This is a genomic window from Pseudoalteromonas sp. TAB23 (genome assembly GCF_000498075.1).
GTDB classification, from domain to species: Bacteria; Pseudomonadota; Gammaproteobacteria; order Enterobacterales; family Alteromonadaceae; genus Pseudoalteromonas; species Pseudoalteromonas arctica.
Map to the genome: position 1 here is coordinate 1 of NZ_AUTP01000163.1, position 19115 is coordinate 19115.

Genomic DNA, 19115 nt, shown 5'->3' on the forward strand with positions numbered 1-19115 from the left:
GTTGCTGCGCTTACTTTGTTTGATATGTGTAAAGCAGCCGACCCACTAATGGAAATTAGCGGCATGCGCGTTACTCAAAAAGCAGGGGGCAAAAATGGTAGTTGGCAGCGCGATTAATCCAAACGATGCAATATCTAGCGCCGGAAAAGTAGAGTTATTGTTTTTTGGGCAACTAAAAGAGCGGTTAAAGTGCAGTAAATTAAGCCTTGAGATTACGCAGCCGCTTACTATTTCAGAGCTTAAATTAAGATTAGTGAGCCAATACCCGCATTGGCAACCGTGGCTGGAAGAGCGTGAGCTACTTGCAGCGCTTAACCAAACTATGTCATCAAGCGACGAAATAGTGAAAGCAGGGGATGAGCTTGCCTTTTTCCCGCCGGTTACAGGTGGCTAATGAGCATACATATTCAAGTACAAACCGATGATTTCAATGTAGGTGACGAGCACAATACGCTTTGTAGTAATAATAAAAGCGATGGCGCTGTTGTCACCTTTACAGGATTGGTAAGAGAGTTCAGCAGTGGTGACAACGTTATTGCACTTGAGCTGGAGCACTACCCTGGTATGACCGAGCAACTCCTTCAATCTATTGCAGAGCAAGCACAAACTCGCTGGCAATTGGCGCGAATATGCATTATTCATCGCGTTGGTTACTTAGCACTTGGCGAGCAAATTGTGTTTGTAGGCGTNCCGCCATCGCCAAGCCGCGTTCGAAGGCGCACAATTTATAATGGATTATTTAAAAAACCACGCCACGTTTTGGAAAAAAGAGCACTTTAAAGACTCATCAAATTGGGTTGAGTTTAAACAAAGTGACAAACAAGCGCTGGGTAAATGGGAAAAGTGATGCAGATATTTCATTACTTGTGCTCTACAGGGGTTATATAGCTCTCAGTTTGCGTGTGAAGTCTGCGTTTTTCGTGTTATAAATCAGCAATATTAGATTGTTAGCCCGACCCAAGTCTGGAAGACATATGCGCACATCAAAAATGTTATATTTTACAATATTATTACTTGTTCTACTTTCAGCTTTTCTTGCTGTATGGGTATATGATTTAAAAGAAGGTAAAGATTTACTAAGCTTTACCATATCAACAGTAAGCTTTTGTATAGCCGTATTAGCTTTATTTATTACTGTTAGAACATATACATCAATTGATAGTGTAAATAACATTAGTAAAATGGAAGGTAACATTTTAGATAATGAAAATTACGTAACCTCACTTCCAGAGTTAATTAATCAGTTTAAATCCCAAGATGAAAATACACTAGAGAAAGAAATTTTTGACTCTATTGAGCATAAACTAAAAAAAGAGTCAGAAACCGCCGTTCTTTTTGCCGATACCCTGCAATATATAATTGACCTAATTGTTTTATTTCCAGCTGTTTTTAATGCATCAGAAACTAACAAAGTACTTTATAAAAAGCGTATGGATACAATTTTGTCAGAAGTTGATAGGCGCTGTGAAATATTGCACTCGGTGAGTAAAGGTAATTCAATTCAAATAACGGAAACAATAAAGCTATTTAAAGCTGTTGTTTCTTACCAAAGTTTTGTGGCTGATGATAATTTTAATATTCATGCAGACTTACTTCATGTGAGAGGTCCAATTCTTCGTAATCCAGTGATAAAAACCATTTACCATAATTACCTAGGTTTGTATTACAACAAAAAAGGCATGCATTTATTACGTGAGTCGCTAAATATGAACTCTGTAGATATTTTGTCGATTGATGGTTTAGAGCTGGCTCAAAAAAATATTAATACTATAGAGCCATCAATACTTGAAGAAGTAAGTATGTATCTTAAATCTGCCGCTGAGCAGTTTGATAAAGCACTTAAAGTATCTAGCGAAGATGTTATGTGGCCTGGTTTTATTAATTATAATAAAGCACGTACGGTATATTTTTTAGCTTTACTATCAAATACAAAGCTTAATTGGTTAGATATTCTCGACGAAGCAATCGAATCTCGCAGTAGATTGAATCGATTGATAGATGAGATTTTAATGATAGACAGATCAAAACCAGCCAATATTGTTAGCACACATTTAAGAGAATTTTTTCTGTATCAAGAAGAGTTAGCACGTACAGTAAAATTGAACATTTTACTGTCGGATAATTTAACCAGACAAAATAATGCACCTATTATATACAAAGGGATTAATATCTCTGATATATCAAACGAAAAACTAACTGACTTATTTGTATCAATACAAAAGTTTTCTACAGTAAGTACTTATCAAGAAAAAGTCATAAGTCGACTTAAGAATAACCTCGCTGTGACAAGCTAATAAAGCTTCAGCGAAAAAGTAGGGATATATACTATTTTTAGACTTTTATTTTACGGCTTTTTTCTCATCATAAAAAAGCCATCTACCTATGCATGAAAAGTCATAGCAAGAATAAATGGCTCTTTATTAAAATGTTTTTTGGACTGAGCTTATTTTATTACACTTTTCCTATGCCCAAATCAGGCATTAAATTAAGCCTGTTATGGATAGCATGATGGATGAAAGATAACTTAGTTCGCACCGCTTGAGTTAGTACAAATGGGTAGGCATCGGCAAGTCCCATGCTGCGATTTAGTGAATTTAGAATAATCGAAAATTCCATCCAAGTATCTAAAATAGCATCAATCGATGTTTGTGAATTAAAGTAATAAGCACTTTGTGGCAATCGAAGCTCGTCTGCTTCATCTAATTCAAACTCATTACCCGTTGTTGAGCCTGTAATTGAAAAGTTTTTGGCTGTTTCAAGCGTATCGATAATGTGCATGTAATGCGCCCATGTTTCTGCCCAGTCTTCATAAGGGTGCATAGTAGCGTATTCACTAATAAAGGTTTCATGCCAGTTAGCTGGCGCACCTTGCTTATAATGAGTATCGAGTGCTTGCTGGTAATCTAATTCGTCATCACCAAAATATTGCTTACATAAAGTATGTTTTTTTGGTGAATTTGCAATTAGTTGATCAAAATAATAATGACCAAGTTCATGGCGAAAATGACCAAGTAAAGTACGATAACGCTCACCCATTGCTATTTTAGCTTGTGAGCGTGCTACGTCATCTGCCTCGGCTAGGTTTATAGTGATATGCCCGCAGTCGTGTCCTGTAAATACAACGTCTTGACCTATAATTGGGCTTACAAAGTGATCACTTACGTTACGGTCTGCTATAAAATCGAAGCTTAATCCGCTTTCAGGTTCTTGAATCGTTGTATTTAAAGGGAGTGATAATGACTTTAATGTATACAAAGCGCGACGTTTTGCTGTCTCCATTTTTTTCCATAATGGAATATGTTCAACAATACTTAAATCGGGCACAGTTTCATTAAAGCGGCACGAAAAACACAGCACTTCGTCTTTATCGGCAACGGGTATAAATGTATCTAAATTAACCATGCCATTGCATACGTGATACTGAGCGTTGTTATCACATTTTTTATAAAAAACGTCAGGCGCTTCTGCTTTGTAAAATAGCCCCGATTGTTCATCAATTTCATAGGGTTCAACTTGGTCGAACTCATCATCAATACCCACGGTTCTGCCACAAGCCAAACAATGGCTGCTTTCAAAAAATAAAATAAGTTGATCTGTGCAATTACATTTAAATGTTTTCATATGTTACCGAATAAAAAAGAGACCGTATAAACCACTTTTACTTAGCGTTATGCTATTTAAGGATAGTAGTTAAATCCTTTTTAAAAGTTCAGACTTTTTAATATTAAATTCATCATCACTCAACGCATTAGAGTCGCGAAGTTGTGCTAACTTTTCAATAATCTGGAGTGTTTCGTCTACCGAGTATTGCCCCACAGTATTATTAGCCGGCGCTTTAATTTGGTTAGGTGTTAATGGTACAAAATTTGGTTCGACTACTTGCTGCGTAAAGTCTTTTTGTGGTTCTGGAGGCGTTGGCGTTTGCCCTGAAATTAATGGCAGGGTATTTACATTAATTGTCCCCCACTGACTGTTAAATGTAAGAGAGGTATTATTGCCTTGCTGTTGGCTTACACCACCAATATTATGATCTAACGTGTCGTATACGCTCACTTGTCCATTTAATTCAACGGCTAAGCGATTAGGGAATATAGCGTAGCGAATATTATTTTGCGCACCACTGCTAAATGGGCTGCCTAGATTACCTGGCCACCATTGATTGCTGCCAGGCGTTCCTGCAGGAATAACCGGAAATATTTGGTTATTGCTCAATATATTAGCAAGTTCGTTGCACAAGTTATCAACGGTTGATTTTAAACCGTTGTTAAACATGTCGCCAACCATTGTCATTCCGCCACGCATCCATTGACCAGAACCACCAAGTTCTGGGCAATTAAACTGTGCCATTGAGCAACCGCCGTTATTAACGCTAACTAACATGTGAATTACTGCATCGTGACTGAGGTTATAACGAGATGCTATACCATTAACTAAGTTTTCACCGACATCTGTTAGCTTTTGCATAAGAAAATATCCTATTAGGTAGATTGGGTTGATTTAAAAAATCTGAAAATACGCTAGGCCGTGTTGATTTTTGGGATTGAAATTTGTTCAATCTAGGGGCGATTTAATCGCGGCGCGAGGTTTGTAACCTAGTGGGCTAAGTAAAAACCGAGCAACAAAGAGTCAATCGTCCCTAGACAGAACCCAGGGGCAGCGCATGTTTGGCATTTATGCTGCGTTATCGCCTATGTATGGGGAACAACCACACATCATAGACTCTGCCTTGCTTAAATACCAAACACACTGCTGCAAATTCAACCACCAAAGAACAACACGCCCTAGTGCTGCATTACCTTTAGCATTGATGATAATGAAAAATTAACAGGTTAGTGAGATGTGTTGGTTTTTCAAATTGGACGTGTTCTGTTTTGTTTGAAATTAAAACACACCACTGCAAAACTAATCTTTAAAGTTAAGCATCTATGTATTAAAAGTTGCTTGTTTTATCCCATCGAGATTGTTAGTTTTACTGTAACGTAAGCGGTTAAAAATCGATCTAGTATAGCACCGTTACTTACTTTAACAGCAGCTTTATTGTGAACTATTTCTTACTATTTAATGATTATTAAACTCTAAATAAATACTTTTAATTATACCTGTTTAGCGTTATAAATAACGGAGTAAGTATTTTAAAAAATTAACATTATTTGTTTTATTTCAATATTTTAAATTAACTAGTTTTAATTGTAAGTTATTTTTAAGCACTATTTTGGTGCATTATCTGCACCATTAAAAATCTAAAATTGATGGTATAAATTACACCAAGTTTAATATTTACAGAGTTGGTGTGTTTTTTCTATTAATTTGGTCAAAACCTTTATGCATGGCGTTGCTTTGTGTATGAGTCGGCAAATGGATGAGGAGCACTAATTTATAAGTTTGCTGGTATAAAAATTGCTCAGGTGAATTAGTCCAAATAATATTTTCAGCGTTATATTGTGGCCATACATTATTAAAGGGGAATTAATAGATGACAATTACAGTTGGGATTTCGCACCATACTCAGTATAAATACGATCGGTCAGTTAATATGGGGCCGCATATATTCCGATTACGTCCAGCGCCACATAGCCGTACAAAAATTAAAAGTTATTCTTTAAAAATAGTTCCAGAAGATCATTATATAAATTGGCAACAAGACCCTTTTGGTAATTACCAAGCGAGGGTGGTGTTTAACAAACCAACTACCGAATTTAGTTTTACGGTCGATTTGGTCGCCGAACTAACGGTTATTAATCCTTTTGATTTCTTTTTAGAAGATTATGCCGAAAACTTCCCATTTGTTTACGATGCTATTTCAAAGTCAGAGCTCGCTCCTTATTTAAAAAAACGCAAAGCCAGTCCAAAATTTAAAGAGTTAATTGAATCTTTAAATCCTAAAGAGCCGCTTAGAAGCGTTGATTTTTTAGTGGCTGTTAATCAAGCTATTTATGAATTAGTAGGTTATGGCATTCGTTTAGAACCCGGTGTGCAAACGGCAAACGAAACAATAAGTAAAAAAACAGGTTCGTGTCGTGATTCTGCTTGGTTGTTAGTACAACTGTTTCGTCATTTAGGGTTGGCATCTCGATTTGTATCGGGCTATTTAGTCCAGCTAACCTCAGATCAAAAATCATTAGATGGTCCAAGTGGTCCAGAAGAAGACTTTACCGATTTGCATGCATGGACCGAGGTGTATATTCCGGGTGCAGGTTGGATAGGGCTTGATCCTACCTCGGGTTTATTTGCTGGTGAAGGTCATATTCCATTGGCATGTACGCCAGAGCCAAGCTCGGCGNGGCGCCGGTAACAGGCGGTATAGACGACTGTAAATCTGAGTTTAGCTTTTATAATAAAGTAACGCGTGTACACGAAGACCCACGTGTAACTAAGCCATATTCTGAGGCGCAGTGGGCGGCAATTAACCGCTTAGGTCAGCACGTTGACAATGTTTACAATGAAGAAAATATACATTTAACCATGGGCGGCGAACCTACGTTTATTTCTATTGACGATATGGAACATCCTCAGTGGAACACTGATGCCGATGGTAAAGAAAAAAGAATATTAGCTCAAAATTTATTTGTAGAAATGAATAAAGTATACACAAAAGGTGGCTTTACTCATTACGGACAAGGTAAATGGTATCCGGGTGAGCCATTACCACGTTGGCAATATGCGTGCTATTGGCGCAAAGACGGCGAGCCTTTATGGCAAGATGCTGCACTATTAGCCGATCCTAATAAAGATTATAAATTTGATCATACCGATACTAAAAAGTTTGCTGATAAACTGTGTGACTCACTTGGTCTTGAAACCAAGGCACTTACTACGGCTTATGAAGATATTTTATATCACATGTGGCAAGAAGCCTCATTACCTACCGAAATAAAGCCAGATCAACCAGAACTTCTCCATGCAATGAGCCGAAAAGGCTTTTTAGCTAAAATGGATAAAGGCATAGAAAAGCCTGTTGGCTATGTTCTACCTTTAAAATGGAACGATAGTAAAAACTGTTGGCAGTCGTGTACGTGGGAGTTCAAACGGGGTCATTGTTTTTTATTGCCGGGTGAATCACCACTTGGTTATCGCCTACCTTTAGACAGCCTTGAGTGGAGCGGCAATATTATTGACCGCGACCCGTTTGATATTCCAGAAAATTTTACCAAAGCTAAAAAGCTTAAAAAGGGCTTTATTGGTAAAGAAATGGTTAAAACTGCGCTTGTAATGGAAGTGAGAGAGGGGCGTTTATATATATTTATGCCACCAACAAGTCATTTTGAACATTACATGGGTTTAATAAGTAGTATAGAGAGTGTGGCTAAAGAACTTAAAATGCCGCTTGTTATTGAAGGCTATAGCCCACCTAAAGATAGCCGCGTAGAAAAATACGCTGTAACGCCAGATCCAGGTGTTATTGAAGTAAATATTCATCCTTCAACATCGTGGGATCAATTAGTCAGTCGAACCACAACGTTATACGGTTTAGCAAAAGAATGCCGATTAGGTACCGATAAGTTTATGGCAGATGGTCGCCATACTGGTACTGGTGGTGGTAACCACGTAACGCTTGGTGGCGAAACACCTGAGCAAAGCCCATTTTTACGCAGACCTGATATTTTAAGAAGTTTTATTACCTATTGGCAGCATCATCCTGGTTTGTCGTATTTATTTTCGGGGCTTTTTATTGGCCCTACAAGCCAAGCGCCGCGAGTGGATGAAGCCCGTGATGAAGTTTTATACGAGCTAGAAATTGCCTTTTCGCATATGCCCGAAGGTGAGGTGCCTGAACCTTGGTTAGTTGATAGGTTACTTCGTAATTTATTAGTGGATTTAACGGGTAATACACACAGAGCAGAATTTTGTATTGATAAGCTCTATTCACCCGACTCAGCCACAGGTCGTTTAGGGATTGTAGAATTTAGAGGCTTTGAAATGCCTCCACATTCTCAAATGAGCTTAGTGCAAATGCTACTGTTGCGTACTTTACTTGCTTGGTTTTGGAAAAAACCTTACCACAAGCCATTAATACGTTGGGGTACAGAGTTACACGATAAGTTTTTATTACCACAATATGTAGAAAACGATTTAGCTGAAGTAAGCCGCGATTTACAACAAGCAGGTTTTCAATTTCAGTTAAGTTGGTTAAATCCATTTTTTGAATTTAGGTTTCCGGTATGTGGAACGCGAGAACTTGATAACGTTACACTTGAGCTTAGAACCGCAATCGAGCCTTGGCATGTACTAGGCGAAGAGGCAAGTGCGTCGGGTACGGCGCGCTATGTAGATTCGTCATTAGAAAGAGTACAAATAAAAGTACAAGGAACAATGAGCGATCGCTATGTTGTAACGTGTAATGGTCGAAGAGTGCCGCTTAAACCGGTTAAAGGTAAAGCAAAAGATGAAATGGTCGCGGGTATACGATACAGAGCTTGGCAACCACCTACAGCGCTTCACCCAACTATTGGCGTACATGCTCCATTAGTTTTTGATTTAATCGATACGTGGGAAGGTCGTTCAGTTGGAGGCTTTGTATATCATGTGAGCCATGCTGGGGGTCGTAACCCTGAAACGCTACCGGTTAATGCATTTGAAGCTGAAGGGCGCAGAGTTGCAAGATTTTGGGAGCATGGGCATACACCATCGTTACTTGCATCAGCAGAACCAAGCTGGAGCCCATCGGCGGTTACGCATAGTTTTCAATCGGCGCAAAGCGCAAGTGAATACGTGGTACCTGATGAAGAAAGTAGTAATCCTGATTATCCAAATACCTTGGATTTACGCAGGCAGCCTAACTTTAAATAATAATTGATAGTTGTGTCATTCCACTTTGAAATTATTTAAAGTGGAATGACTAAATATTTTTAAAGCATCATTATGAACACGGCTATTTACTATAAATTGGAGCGCTTTCAGCTTGTATATTAACAATAACGCGATGCCGGAATTGCCTGAGTGGTTGTCTTTATACCTTGATAAATCACATGGACATGATGAACTAGCAAACCACAGTGGTTTAAACCCAGACCATTGGGATACTTTATTTAAGCGTTTAGCTAGTCTAACAGCAGATGATGTTAGTAGCCGCGCTACAGAAATAAGCCAATTGCTACAAAATGGCAATATTAAAAATGAAAGCAATAAGCAGTGGCACTTCGACCCGTTGCCATTTATGTTATCTAAAGCTGATTGGGCGTTGCTCGAAGAGGGAATAAAACAGAGAACCCTTTTATTAAATAAAATTCAGCAAGATATTTACGGTGACCAAACATTATTAGTTGATGGTCATATTCCTGCAAAGCAGCTTTTTCAAGACCCTAATTACTTACGCGAAGGTTTTAGCTTACCTAGTAACGAATTAACACTATTTTTTACTGCATTAGATGTTTACCGCACGCCAACAGGCGAATTTAAAGTATTAAGCGATCATTGTCAGTGCCCGTTAGGCTTAGGGCTATTAATTAAAAGCCGTATTATTGCAAGGCGTGTAATGGCTGAAGAATTTGCCGAATGTAATGTTCAGCAAATTAAAGAATTTTTAAACCTATTCCAAGAGGGTATTAATGAATATACCCACTATATGGATGACCCACGAATTGTAATTCTAACCCAAGGAATTGATGACCCTAACTACAACGAGCATGCATTCCTATCTACCTACTTTGGCTATACATTAGTACAAAGCGCCGACTTAACCGTACGTGGTGGTGACGTTTGTTTAAAATCGTTACAAGGCTTGGGTAAAATTAATGTCATTTTACGCTGGGTTTCTGATCGTTGTATTGACTCTTTAGAGCAAACTGAATATTCACTTCATGGTATTCCGGGCTTATTACAATCTGTACGACAAGGGTCGGTTAAGGTTTTAAACCCGTTTGGTAGTGGTGTGCTCTCGTCACCTTCAATAAAATGCAACTTAGAAAAGTTATCGCAGCAAATTTTAAAACAACCGCTGTTGTTAGGTGAGCCAAATTACTTAAGTGTAAAAGAAGCGCAAGCCATTGATTGGAATAACCTCGAACTACTATCTGCTATAGACCCTACACTTAAGTTAGATGGAGTGTTAGACGAGCAAGAAATAAAGCTACTTATTAGCAAAGAACCCGATAATTACTTTTTCCAAGAAAAGCCTTCTTTTAGCAGTGCACCATTTTGGCATGACGGGCAATTAATCTCCAAGCCAGTGGTGTTTAGGTGTTATGCATTAACCACAGAAAATGGCGTAGAAGTACTTCCTTCAGCACTGTGTTTTTCGAACGAAAAAAGTAACAACCCGAGAATATCTGGTTGGATCAAAGATACATGGATAAATACAGCCGATAGAGTTGATTTAGGCGAGCATAATCCACCGGTGCCAATTAGAAAAAGAATGGATGTAACGCTACTTGAAGGGGTTATTTCGAGCCGTACGGCTGAGCACCTTTTTTGGTTGGGTCGATACTTAGAACGCTGCGAAAACACCATACGTATATTGCGTATTTTTATAGACAAGTACACCGAGTTTTCTGTTTACCCAGATTCAATACGAAAAAGTATAGTTGCACGGCTTTCTAATGCCATTAGGTCGCAATATATTGTTTATCCCTATATAGAACCTGATTTAAAACTAGATGGCATTGATGTAAATCTGTCTAAAGAAACCGCCTTTCAACTCCTTGCAGACGAGCAATGCGCTGGCAGTATTATTAATACATTAAAGTACATTGCAAATGCGTCGGTGCAAATTCAAGAATTACTATCTCATGATAGCCGCCGAATAATTGATGATATTAATGAGCAAATTAAAGTATTTAAAAATGTAAATATTAATATTCCAACGCGTGCAATGCAAAGCAGCCTAGATAGAGTTATAGGCTCAATTATGGCTTTTAATGGCTCGATTGCAGATTGTATGCCAAATAGTAATGGCTGGTTTTTACTCGAAATGGGCAGAAGAGTAGAGCGTAGCTTACAAATAACATCACTAAGTGCGGCTTTATTAACCAAAGAGTTAGACGAGCCCGAAGAGCTTGGCTTACTTGAAGCAGTGCTAAGTTGCCAAGTTAGTTTAGTTACGCATAAGCGCCGATATAGAATGTATCAAACCATTGGTACAGGGCTTGAGCTATTACTTTTAGATGCTGAATACCCACGTTCTTTATTATTTCAGTTAGAGGAAATTAATAAGTTGTGTAAGCATTTACCCACAAAACGCAGACAAGGCGTAATTGCGGCACACGAAAAAGCAATTTTACTATCTAAAACAAGTTGTTATGTAACTGAGAAAGATTACCTACAAAAAAGTGAAAATGGACAACGTAACCAGTTAATCGAATTTAACCATAATACGCGTATGAACTTAGATACATTTTGTGATGTATTATTACTACAGTATTTTTCTCATACCCAAACGGCAAATAAATTGAACTGGACTAATATTGAGCAAGCTCAATCGTGAAATATAAAATAAAGCACTCGACTACATACAACTATTCAGACTTTGTTAGTTTGTGTCAAAACCAAGCGCGATTAACGCCAAAAACGAATCGCGGGCAAATATGCCACAGTAGTCGTGTAGAAATTGAACCTACACCGACTTACTTACAAACATTTACTGATTATTTTAATAATCAGGTAACAGCGTTTGAAATAGCAATACAGCATAAAAAACTTAAAGTAACGATGATCAGCGAGGTAGAACTGTTAGTCGGCGCTAATAGCAATTTAGAGAGTGTTGATATTGCTTGGCGAAAAGTACGTGATTTATTGGTTAAACCAAATACGGCGGAATTATTAAAAACGTCTGAATTTGTACTACCTTCACAACTTATTCCAATAGATAAAGGAATTAAGGAATACACATTAATTTCGTTTGATGCACACAAAAATATAATTTCTGCATGCAAAGATTTAATGGCACGAATTTTTCATGAATTTCATTATGATCCTGGTTTTACAACAATTAGTACGCCTTTGAGCACTGTTTTTGCACAAAAAAGGGGCGTTTGCCAAGACTTTGCACACTTTGCGCTTGCATGCTTACGCAGCGTAGGGTTAGCAGGTCGATACGTAAGTGGGTACATAGAAACTATGCCACCAGAAGGCGAAGAAAAGCTAGAAGGTGCAGATGCAACTCATGCATGGTTTGCGGTATTTGTTCCAAACTTTGGTTGGGTTGATTTTGATCCAACAAATAATGTTTTACCACGCGATCAGCATATTACTCTAGCCGTAGGGCGAGACTTTTCTGACGTAACTCCTTTAAAAGGAGTGGTATTTGGTGGCGGTAGTCAATTGCTTGATGTAGCAGTTGATATGATTCGAATGGAATAGCAGTTTAACTACGTCATATATGATGATGGATAAGGTGAAAGAGTGTATGAAAATTGATTGGAAAGCGTACCAAACAAAAGGTTTCTTTGATGAATTAATTGATGCACAAGGAAACGTTAGATCGCATGGAACACAATTAGCACAATTTTTTGCTAATTTATCAGCAGAAGAATTAGTAAAAGCCAGAGCGGTTGCTGATTTAGCAATTAAAGAAATGGGTATTACTTTCACGGTTTACAACGAAGGTAATATGATTGATAGAGCCTGGCCGTTTGATATTATCCCTCGAACTATTGGTAAAAAAGAATGGCAAAGCGTAGAGGTTGGTTTAAAGCAACGTGTTGAAGCGCTTAACCTTTTTATAGATGATTTATACCACGACCAAAAAATAATAAAAGATGGTGTTTTTCCAAAAGGGTTACTAGAAAAATCAGTTAACTTTCGCCAGCAATGCGTGGGAATAAACCCGCCAAATAAAATATGGGCGCATATTTGTGGCTCAGATTTAGTACGCGATGGTAGCGGTACAATGTATGTGCTTGAGGATAACCTGCGTGTTCCTTCTGGTGTATCTTATATGCTTGAAAATCGCTCTGTAATGAAGCGTGTATTCCCTGAATTATTTGAGCAAGTATCGATTTTACCTGTTGATGATTACCCTTCACAATTATTTGATATGCTAGCGGCAATGTCGCCTCGTCCACAAGATAAACCAGAAGTCGTGGTACTTACTCCTGGGGTGTTTAACTCCGCTTATTTTGAGCATTGTTACCTTGCCCAAGAAATGGGTTGCGAACTGGTAGAAGGGCGCGATTTAGTTGTTGAAAAAGATGACTGTGTATACATGAGAACAATCACAGGGCTACAACGAGTTGATGTTATTTATCGTCGTATAGATGATTTGTTTTTAGACCCAGAAGCCTTTTTACCAGAATCCCAACTTGGCGTTCCTGGATTAATGCGTGCTTGGTCTAAAGGTAATGTTGCTTTGGTTAATGCACCAGGCGCAGGTGTTGCTGATGACAAAGTAGTTTACGGCTATGTACCTGAGATGATTAAGTACTACTTAGGCGAGGAAGCTAAACTTGCTAATGTCCCAACGTTCAAATGTTTAGACCCGAAAGAATGCGACCATGTGATTAAAAATATCGATAAGCTTGTTGTTAAACCAGCAAATGAATCTGGCGGATATGGATTATTAATTGGTCCTAAATCGACTAAAAAAGAACAAGAAGCGTGTATTGCTCAAATTAAAGCGGACCCACGAAACTGGGTAGCTCAACCAACATTAGATTTATCAACAGTACCAACATTTGATGGTAATAAACCAGATGGTCGACATACCGATTTAAGACCGTTTATTTTATCATCAGGTAAAGATACGCAAGTTACCACTGGCGGATTAACGCGTGTTGCTATGGTTAAAGGCTCTTTGGTGGTTAATTCATCACAAGGTGGTGGCAGTAAAGATACTTGGATTGTTGACGAAGAGGCTAAATAATATGTTATCAAGAGTAGGCGAAACTTTATATTGGGTATCTCGATACATTGAGCGCGCGGAAAATGTAGCTCGTTTAATCAACGTTAACAATTTACTGATGATGGACTTACCCAAAGGCGTATGTACCGGCTGGGAGCCATTAATTGATATTATTGGTGTGCGTAAAGCGTATTCAGAAAACCATACTGATTTTACTGAACAAAAAGCATTAAGGTATTTACTTGTTGGTAGTGATAACAGCTCGTCAATTTTAAACTCTATTACTTCGGCACGAGAAAGCGCGCGTACAATCCGCGATGTAATTCCTCGAGATGTATGGGAAGAAATTAACTCTCTGTATTATTATGTAAAAGACAATCAAAAAGAAGGGATAACAAAGCGCGGACGTTTTGATTATTTAAAAAAGATTATAGATTCAGCCCATCAAATATTTGGGGCGTTAGATGCCACAATTAATCATGATCAGGGCTACGTTTTTATCCGCTTTGGTTCGATTATAGAGCGCGCAGACATGACATCGCGAATTTTAGATATTCGCTCTGCTACGTTAATTACTAATGAAGAAAAAGTAAAACCGTTTGATAATATTCAGTGGATCAGTTTATTGCGCTCATTAAGTGCTTATCAAATGTATCGCCAAGAAATGGGCGTTAGAGTACAGCGTGCAGATGTAATAGAATTTGTGATGCACAGCAAAGTATTCCCTCGGTCAATTTTATTTTGCATGAATGAATTAAAAGCATTGGTTTTACCTTTGCCAAACTCAACAGAAATTATTAAATCAATTGATGATGCAATTATTGAGTTAGAAAATAAAGACGTACGAGTACTTAAAAATGGTCTGTTGCATGACTTTATCGATGAAATACAAATAGACTTAGCTGGAATACATAACGGACTGGCCGAAACGTATTTTTTAAAACAAGCAGAATAATAAAAACTGTATATTGTGAAATGACTGCTTAGTCTTAAGCGGTCATTTTTGCTTAAATTTATTTATAATAATTTTAAAACCTGCATAATTAATCTTTACTTCCTCATCCGTTGGTATCGCAATGAAAATCATCTCGACTAATATCTCTAAAATTAAAACTCTTATTCATAATGGTAAAGAGGTGAAAACGGGAATATTCAAAACCCCAACTAACGAACCTGTAGTGATTGAAAAACTAAACATTATAGGTGACGAGCAAGCTGATTTAGTTAATCACGGCGGGGTAGATAAAGCGGTATATGCTTTTTCGCACAATCATTATGAGTACTGGCAGAAGACTCTTGAAAACGAGAACTTAAGTAGCGGTATATTTGGCGAAAACTTCACGATTTCTGACCTTAATGAAGCGAATATACACATAGGAGACCATATTCGAATTGGTACTGCACTGCTTGAAGTAAGCCAGCCTCGTGTGCCTTGTTTTAAATTAGCTATCGCCCTTAATAATAAAAACAGCCTTAAACTGTTTACGCAGCATTACTGCACTGGCGTGTATTTTAGGGTACTAGAGCAGGGCGTTGCAAAAACGGGTGATAGTGTTGTTATCGAGAAGAAAGCCTCGCACGACATATCAGTTAAAAAGCTGTTTCAAGCGTTTTTTGATAAAAAATATGTAGGTTATGAAGACATACTTTTAGAAGCATTAACTTTGCCAGAGCTTGCTGTAGAGTGGCAAGAAAAGCTAAAAAAGAAGCTTGGTATAAAAAGCGAACAAAGCTAAACATAAATTGTTATTTATAGTTCACCTAGTAAAAAAGATAAAATCTGCTATACCTAAGGTTATAAATACTATAATTATTATAGTGTTACGCAAAAACTATTGGGTTAGTAGCTAAAATAGGTGTCGTATATGCATATCTCCAGAAAATTGATGCTTATTGTGATTTTAACTGCAGCAGAGGTAAGCATTACTGTTTATTCCGCTTTTGAAATAGCTAAAGGAGCTAAGTTTCACCAACTTAATTTTCTTCACTTAAAATATACACATCAACTTACCAAGTCAGTTAAAAAAATAGAAAACAATATCCCCATAGATATAAATACCATTGAGTCAGATATATTGTTAATTAGGCAGCAACCGATTGAATATATTGAAGAAATAAACCCATTAAATTATGCTGTTATGAAATTTATTAACACAGAGCAAACTTTAACAATTTGTGAAAACGATATAGAAATTGCGGATAAAGCACTATTGTCAGTTATTCAATATAATAAAGGTGAACTCAGCAGAGATGATTTTTTATTAAACCTTAATGTTGCACTTGATAGCTTTAACAAACACTCTGAGATGTTTGAAGAACCAATCAGAAAAACAGTATCGTTTATACTAATGACGTTAATTCCACTTGTTATAATCATATCTTTTATTAATATTCTTTTTATAAGTTATCTTTCTCGCACAATATCCAGCTCTATTCGAAATCTAACTCTACTTTTATCAAGTAAGCCCGAAAGCAATATTAATCTAGACGATGAACTTGATATAAAAACGTCGGGTGAATTAAAAGCACTCGTTATCGCGGCCAGACAACGAATTAAAAATGTTCTTTTAAATATTGAAAACAGTATTGAACTCAAAGAGATTATAAACAGCCAAACAGCTTCCCTGCAGCAAGCAAATGATGAGCTTGCCCAGTTTGCTTATCGGGCTTCCCATGACCTGAAGTCACCGCTGTCAGGGGCTAAATCCTTAGCGAATTTTGTTATCGAAGATATAAAAGCGGGAGACACAGAGGAGGCAAGCCGAAATGCACTGGTTATTTATCAACAAATGGAAAAGTTAGAAACACTTGTTGTTGATATTTTATTGTTAGCCAAAGCTGAAATTGGTAATGAGGATAAAGATTTAATTGACTTTAATCAGTTAATTATTGATATGAAAGAACGACTGTCTTGGCTCATGAAAGATAATCCTTGTGCGCTCGAAACAACAATTAATCTATCAGCACCTATAAGGTCTGAAAAAGCGCGTTTTGCTCAAATTATTGAAAACTTAATTTCAAACGGATTGAAGTATTACGATAGAAATAAAGACTCGCCTTATGTCCGCTGTGATATTTTTAATGAGCAAGAGACGTTTTTTATTACTGTTACAGATAACGGAATGGGAATACCACAAAAGCATAAAAGTGAAGTGTTTGATATGTTTAAGCGATTTCATGCACAGACGAGCACAGGCTCTGGTTTAGGGATGGCGCTGGTTAAAAAACATATTGAGTATTTAAATGGTGAAATATCACTGCAAAGCTCTGATGAAGGTACGACGTTTAAAATAATAATACCAATGGATAAGCTAACATGACAAAAATTAAACCCCCTATATTAATTGTCGATGACAATGAAGTTGACCGGTATATTCTTAAAAGATTAATTAAAGAGGCTGAATTAGATCTTACAATTTTTGAAAAAAAAGATGGCCAGGAAGCATTAGAATTTCTAGAAAATTATGAAGCTAATAGAAAAGAGTACCCTGATGGATTTCCTCCAATACTCATATTTTTGGACATCAATATGCCAAGAGTCAATGGTATTCAGTTTTTAGAAGAGTTTTCTAAACTGAGGAAGATGATAGAAATCAGCTCGTGTGTGGTTATGATGTTTAGCTCATCAGAAAGAGAAGAAGAAAAAAAGATTATAATGTCACACGATTTTGTTAAAGGTTACCTTGTAAAAGGAAGCTTCCAGGCAGCAGAGTTAAAAGAAAAAGTATTGGCTGTCATCGGTCAGCATTTGGAAAAACACAGCTGATTTGCATGTGTTTTAGGTTTTAACCCGCTAGGCTGTGCCAATTGGAGAGCCTTTAGTTTGAGTATGTGGCACAAACCAAAGGTTTTTAGCTTAAGGTTACACAGATGTTTGATTTAAGCTTCAATTTTACAAAGGCTCAAAATAACCTATTTATTAAAGGCTTATTTTTTTACTATAGTCATCGAGCAGCAAATTAATTTCGTTTACAGGTATAGGCTTTGAAAAGAGAAAACCTTGTAAGTAGTCTATATTTAATTTTTTACATAGCTGATGCTGGGTTTCAGTTTCGATTCCTTCAGCTACTACAGAAAAATCTAGTTTTTTCAGCATTAAAGATAAGCTCTCGATTATTTTTAATCGCTTATTATTTTCTCGGTAATCCTCCCTAAAAATAATAGATGCCAAACGTAGAATTTTCTCTTATTGTAAACACAGGAGAAAATTATGAAAAAAGCACATTTTACAGACAGTCAGATCCTCGCTATTTTAAAACAAGCAGAAAGCGGCGTGCCTATTCCTGAGCTATGCCGTGAACATGGCATGGGCAACTCAACCTTTTATAAATGGCGCGCTAAATACGGCGGCATGGATGCGTCTTTAATGACACGAATGAAAGAGCTTGAAGATGAAAATCGCCGTTTAAAGAAAATGTATGCTGAAGAGCGGCTAAAATCTGAGGTCATTCAAGAGGCAATGACAAAAAAGTGGTAAAGGCTTCTGAGCGCAAAGTATTGGCACATGAAGTCGTTAGCACAAATAAAATGAGTATTGCCTCAGCCTGTCGCACTTTTATGATAAGTGAAACATGCTATCGCTATACGCCTAAACTATCTGATGAAAATGAGAAGATTGCAGCGTTGCTATTGGATTTAAGCCAATGTCAGCGTAATTGGGGATTTGGTTTATGTTTTTTATATTTACGCAATGTTAAAGGCTACACGTGGAATCATAAGCGCGTTTATCGTATTTACCGTGAGCTTGAGTTGAATCTGCGAATAAAGCCTAGAAAACGTCTAACAAGGGAGAAGCCTGAGCCATTGGCTGTACCTGATGCCATTAACGAATGTTGGTCAATGGATTTTATGCACGACCAATTATCTGATGGCAGAGGGTGTCGCTTGTTCAATGTGATTGATGATTTCAATCGAGAAGGACTCACAATAGATGCTGACTTATCACTCCCCGCTGAGCGTGTTATCCGCTCGCTGAATCAAATTATAGAATGGCGTGGAAAGCCAAAAGCTATCAGGTGTGACAATGGGCCTGAATATATTAGCCATAAATTAGCAGAGTGGGCGTTAAATAATAATATTGAATTACGATTTATTCAACCAGGTAACCCGCAACAAAATGCTTATGTAGAGCGGTTTAATCGTACGGTTAGGTATGACTGGCTAAGTCATTATATTTACAGTGATATTAGTGAGTTACAAGATAAAGCAACCGATTGGTTATGGGCTTATAATAATGAACGGCCTAACATGGGGATAGGTGGCATAACCCCCATACAAAAACTGGAAAAGTTAAACAACGAAGATTCTACAGATAGCCTCCATTAAAAATGGGGGGATTACC

Annotated in this window: 16 protein-coding genes and 1 pseudogene; 14 read left to right on the top strand and 3 right to left on the bottom strand. The window is 37.4% G+C overall.

Going from position 1 to position 19115, the window contains the following annotated elements; genetic code table 11:
• The 4 genes and pseudogenes from L654_RS0106640 to L654_RS0106655 form a co-directional block, all read left to right on the top strand.
• A partial coding sequence (locus L654_RS0106640) for a cyclic pyranopterin monophosphate synthase MoaC (RefSeq protein ID WP_029753531.1) occupies positions 1-117 on the top strand: 117 nt, incomplete at its 5' end.
• Positions 95-394, top strand: a complete 300-nt coding sequence (locus L654_RS0106645; RefSeq protein WP_024607618.1) for a MoaD/ThiS family protein — start codon at positions 95-97, stop codon at positions 392-394. The genes L654_RS0106640 and L654_RS0106645, both read left to right, overlap by 23 nt.
• Positions 394-847 (top strand): annotated as a pseudogene (moaE, locus tag L654_RS01000000125645) (molybdopterin synthase catalytic subunit MoaE). The gene L654_RS0106645 and the pseudogene moaE overlap by 1 nt, the downstream one beginning before the upstream one ends.
• 127 nt (positions 848-974) lie before the next feature.
• Entirely contained in the window at positions 975-2294 is a 1320-nt protein-coding gene (locus L654_RS0106655; protein WP_024607619.1) for a hypothetical protein, read from the top strand.
• Between the two features lie 157 nt (positions 2295-2451).
• Here the strand turns inward: L654_RS0106655 and L654_RS0106660 are convergent, their stop codons facing one another.
• Both L654_RS0106660 and L654_RS0106665 read right to left on the bottom strand, forming a co-directional pair.
• Positions 2452-3621, bottom strand: a complete 1170-nt coding sequence (locus tag L654_RS0106660; protein ID WP_024607620.1) for a putative zinc-binding metallopeptidase — start codon at positions 3619-3621, stop codon at positions 2452-2454.
• Between the two features lie 69 nt (positions 3622-3690).
• The gene (locus L654_RS0106665; protein WP_024607621.1) at positions 3691-4464 is read right to left on the bottom strand and encodes an SHOCT domain-containing protein; all 774 of its coding nucleotides are present in this window, start codon (positions 4462-4464) and stop codon (positions 3691-3693) included.
• Positions 4465-5473: 1009 nt separating this feature from the next.
• Between L654_RS0106665 and L654_RS1000000128170 the strand changes: the two genes are divergently transcribed.
• From L654_RS1000000128170 to L654_RS0106705, 9 genes are all read left to right on the top strand, one after another.
• Positions 5474-6292 carry a transglutaminase family protein gene (locus L654_RS1000000128170; RefSeq protein WP_225305726.1) on the top strand — a complete coding sequence of 273 codons (819 nt, stop codon included), beginning with the start codon at positions 5474-5476 and terminating at the stop codon, positions 6290-6292.
• Positions 6256-8787, top strand: a complete 2532-nt coding sequence (locus L654_RS01000000125655) for a transglutaminase family protein (RefSeq protein WP_225305727.1) — start codon at positions 6256-6258, stop codon at positions 8785-8787. Before L654_RS1000000128170 ends, L654_RS01000000125655 begins: the two co-directional genes overlap by 37 nt.
• Positions 8788-8899: 112 nt before the next feature.
• Entirely contained in the window at positions 8900-11419 is a 2520-nt protein-coding gene (locus L654_RS0106675) for a circularly permuted type 2 ATP-grasp protein (protein WP_024607622.1), read from the top strand.
• Positions 11416-12294 (top strand): transglutaminase family protein, encoded by an 879-nt coding sequence (locus L654_RS0106680; protein WP_024607623.1) that lies wholly within the window; start codon positions 11416-11418, stop codon positions 12292-12294. Before L654_RS0106675 ends, L654_RS0106680 begins: the two co-directional genes overlap by 4 nt.
• Positions 12295-12340: 46 nt before the next feature.
• Positions 12341-13795, top strand: coding sequence for a circularly permuted type 2 ATP-grasp protein (locus L654_RS0106685; RefSeq protein WP_024607624.1), 1455 nt, complete (start codon positions 12341-12343; stop codon positions 13793-13795).
• A gap of 1 nt (position 13796) precedes the next feature.
• Positions 13797-14729, top strand: a complete 933-nt coding sequence (locus tag L654_RS0106690; RefSeq protein WP_024607625.1) for an alpha-E domain-containing protein — start codon at positions 13797-13799, stop codon at positions 14727-14729.
• A gap of 121 nt (positions 14730-14850) precedes the next feature.
• Positions 14851-15510 carry an MOSC domain-containing protein gene (locus L654_RS0106695; protein WP_024607626.1) on the top strand — a complete coding sequence of 220 codons (660 nt, stop codon included), beginning with the start codon at positions 14851-14853 and terminating at the stop codon, positions 15508-15510.
• A 129-nt stretch (positions 15511-15639) separates the two neighbouring features.
• Entirely contained in the window at positions 15640-17094 is a 1455-nt protein-coding gene (locus L654_RS0106700; protein ID WP_024607627.1) for a HAMP domain-containing sensor histidine kinase, read from the top strand.
• Positions 17091-17540, top strand: coding sequence for a response regulator (locus L654_RS0106705; RefSeq protein ID WP_010552557.1), 450 nt, complete (start codon positions 17091-17093; stop codon positions 17538-17540). Before L654_RS0106700 ends, L654_RS0106705 begins: the two co-directional genes overlap by 4 nt.
• 153 nt (positions 17541-17693) lie before the next feature.
• Here L654_RS0106705 and L654_RS1000000127260 read toward each other — a convergent pair whose 3' ends face one another.
• Positions 17694-17945, bottom strand: a complete 252-nt coding sequence (locus tag L654_RS1000000127260) for an EAL domain-containing protein (RefSeq protein WP_225305728.1) — start codon at positions 17943-17945, stop codon at positions 17694-17696.
• 39 nt (positions 17946-17984) lie between these two features.
• On the opposite strand from L654_RS1000000127260, the gene L654_RS0106720 reads away from it, so the two are divergent.
• Positions 17985-19099, top strand: a protein-coding gene (locus L654_RS0106720) for an IS3 family transposase (protein ID WP_139016090.1) whose coding sequence is annotated in 2 segments (ribosomal slippage) — positions 17985-18237 and positions 18237-19099 — 1116 coding nt in all. Because the reading frame shifts where the segments join, the coding sequence is not laid out codon by codon here.
• The last annotated feature ends 16 nt before the right edge of the window (positions 19100-19115 follow it).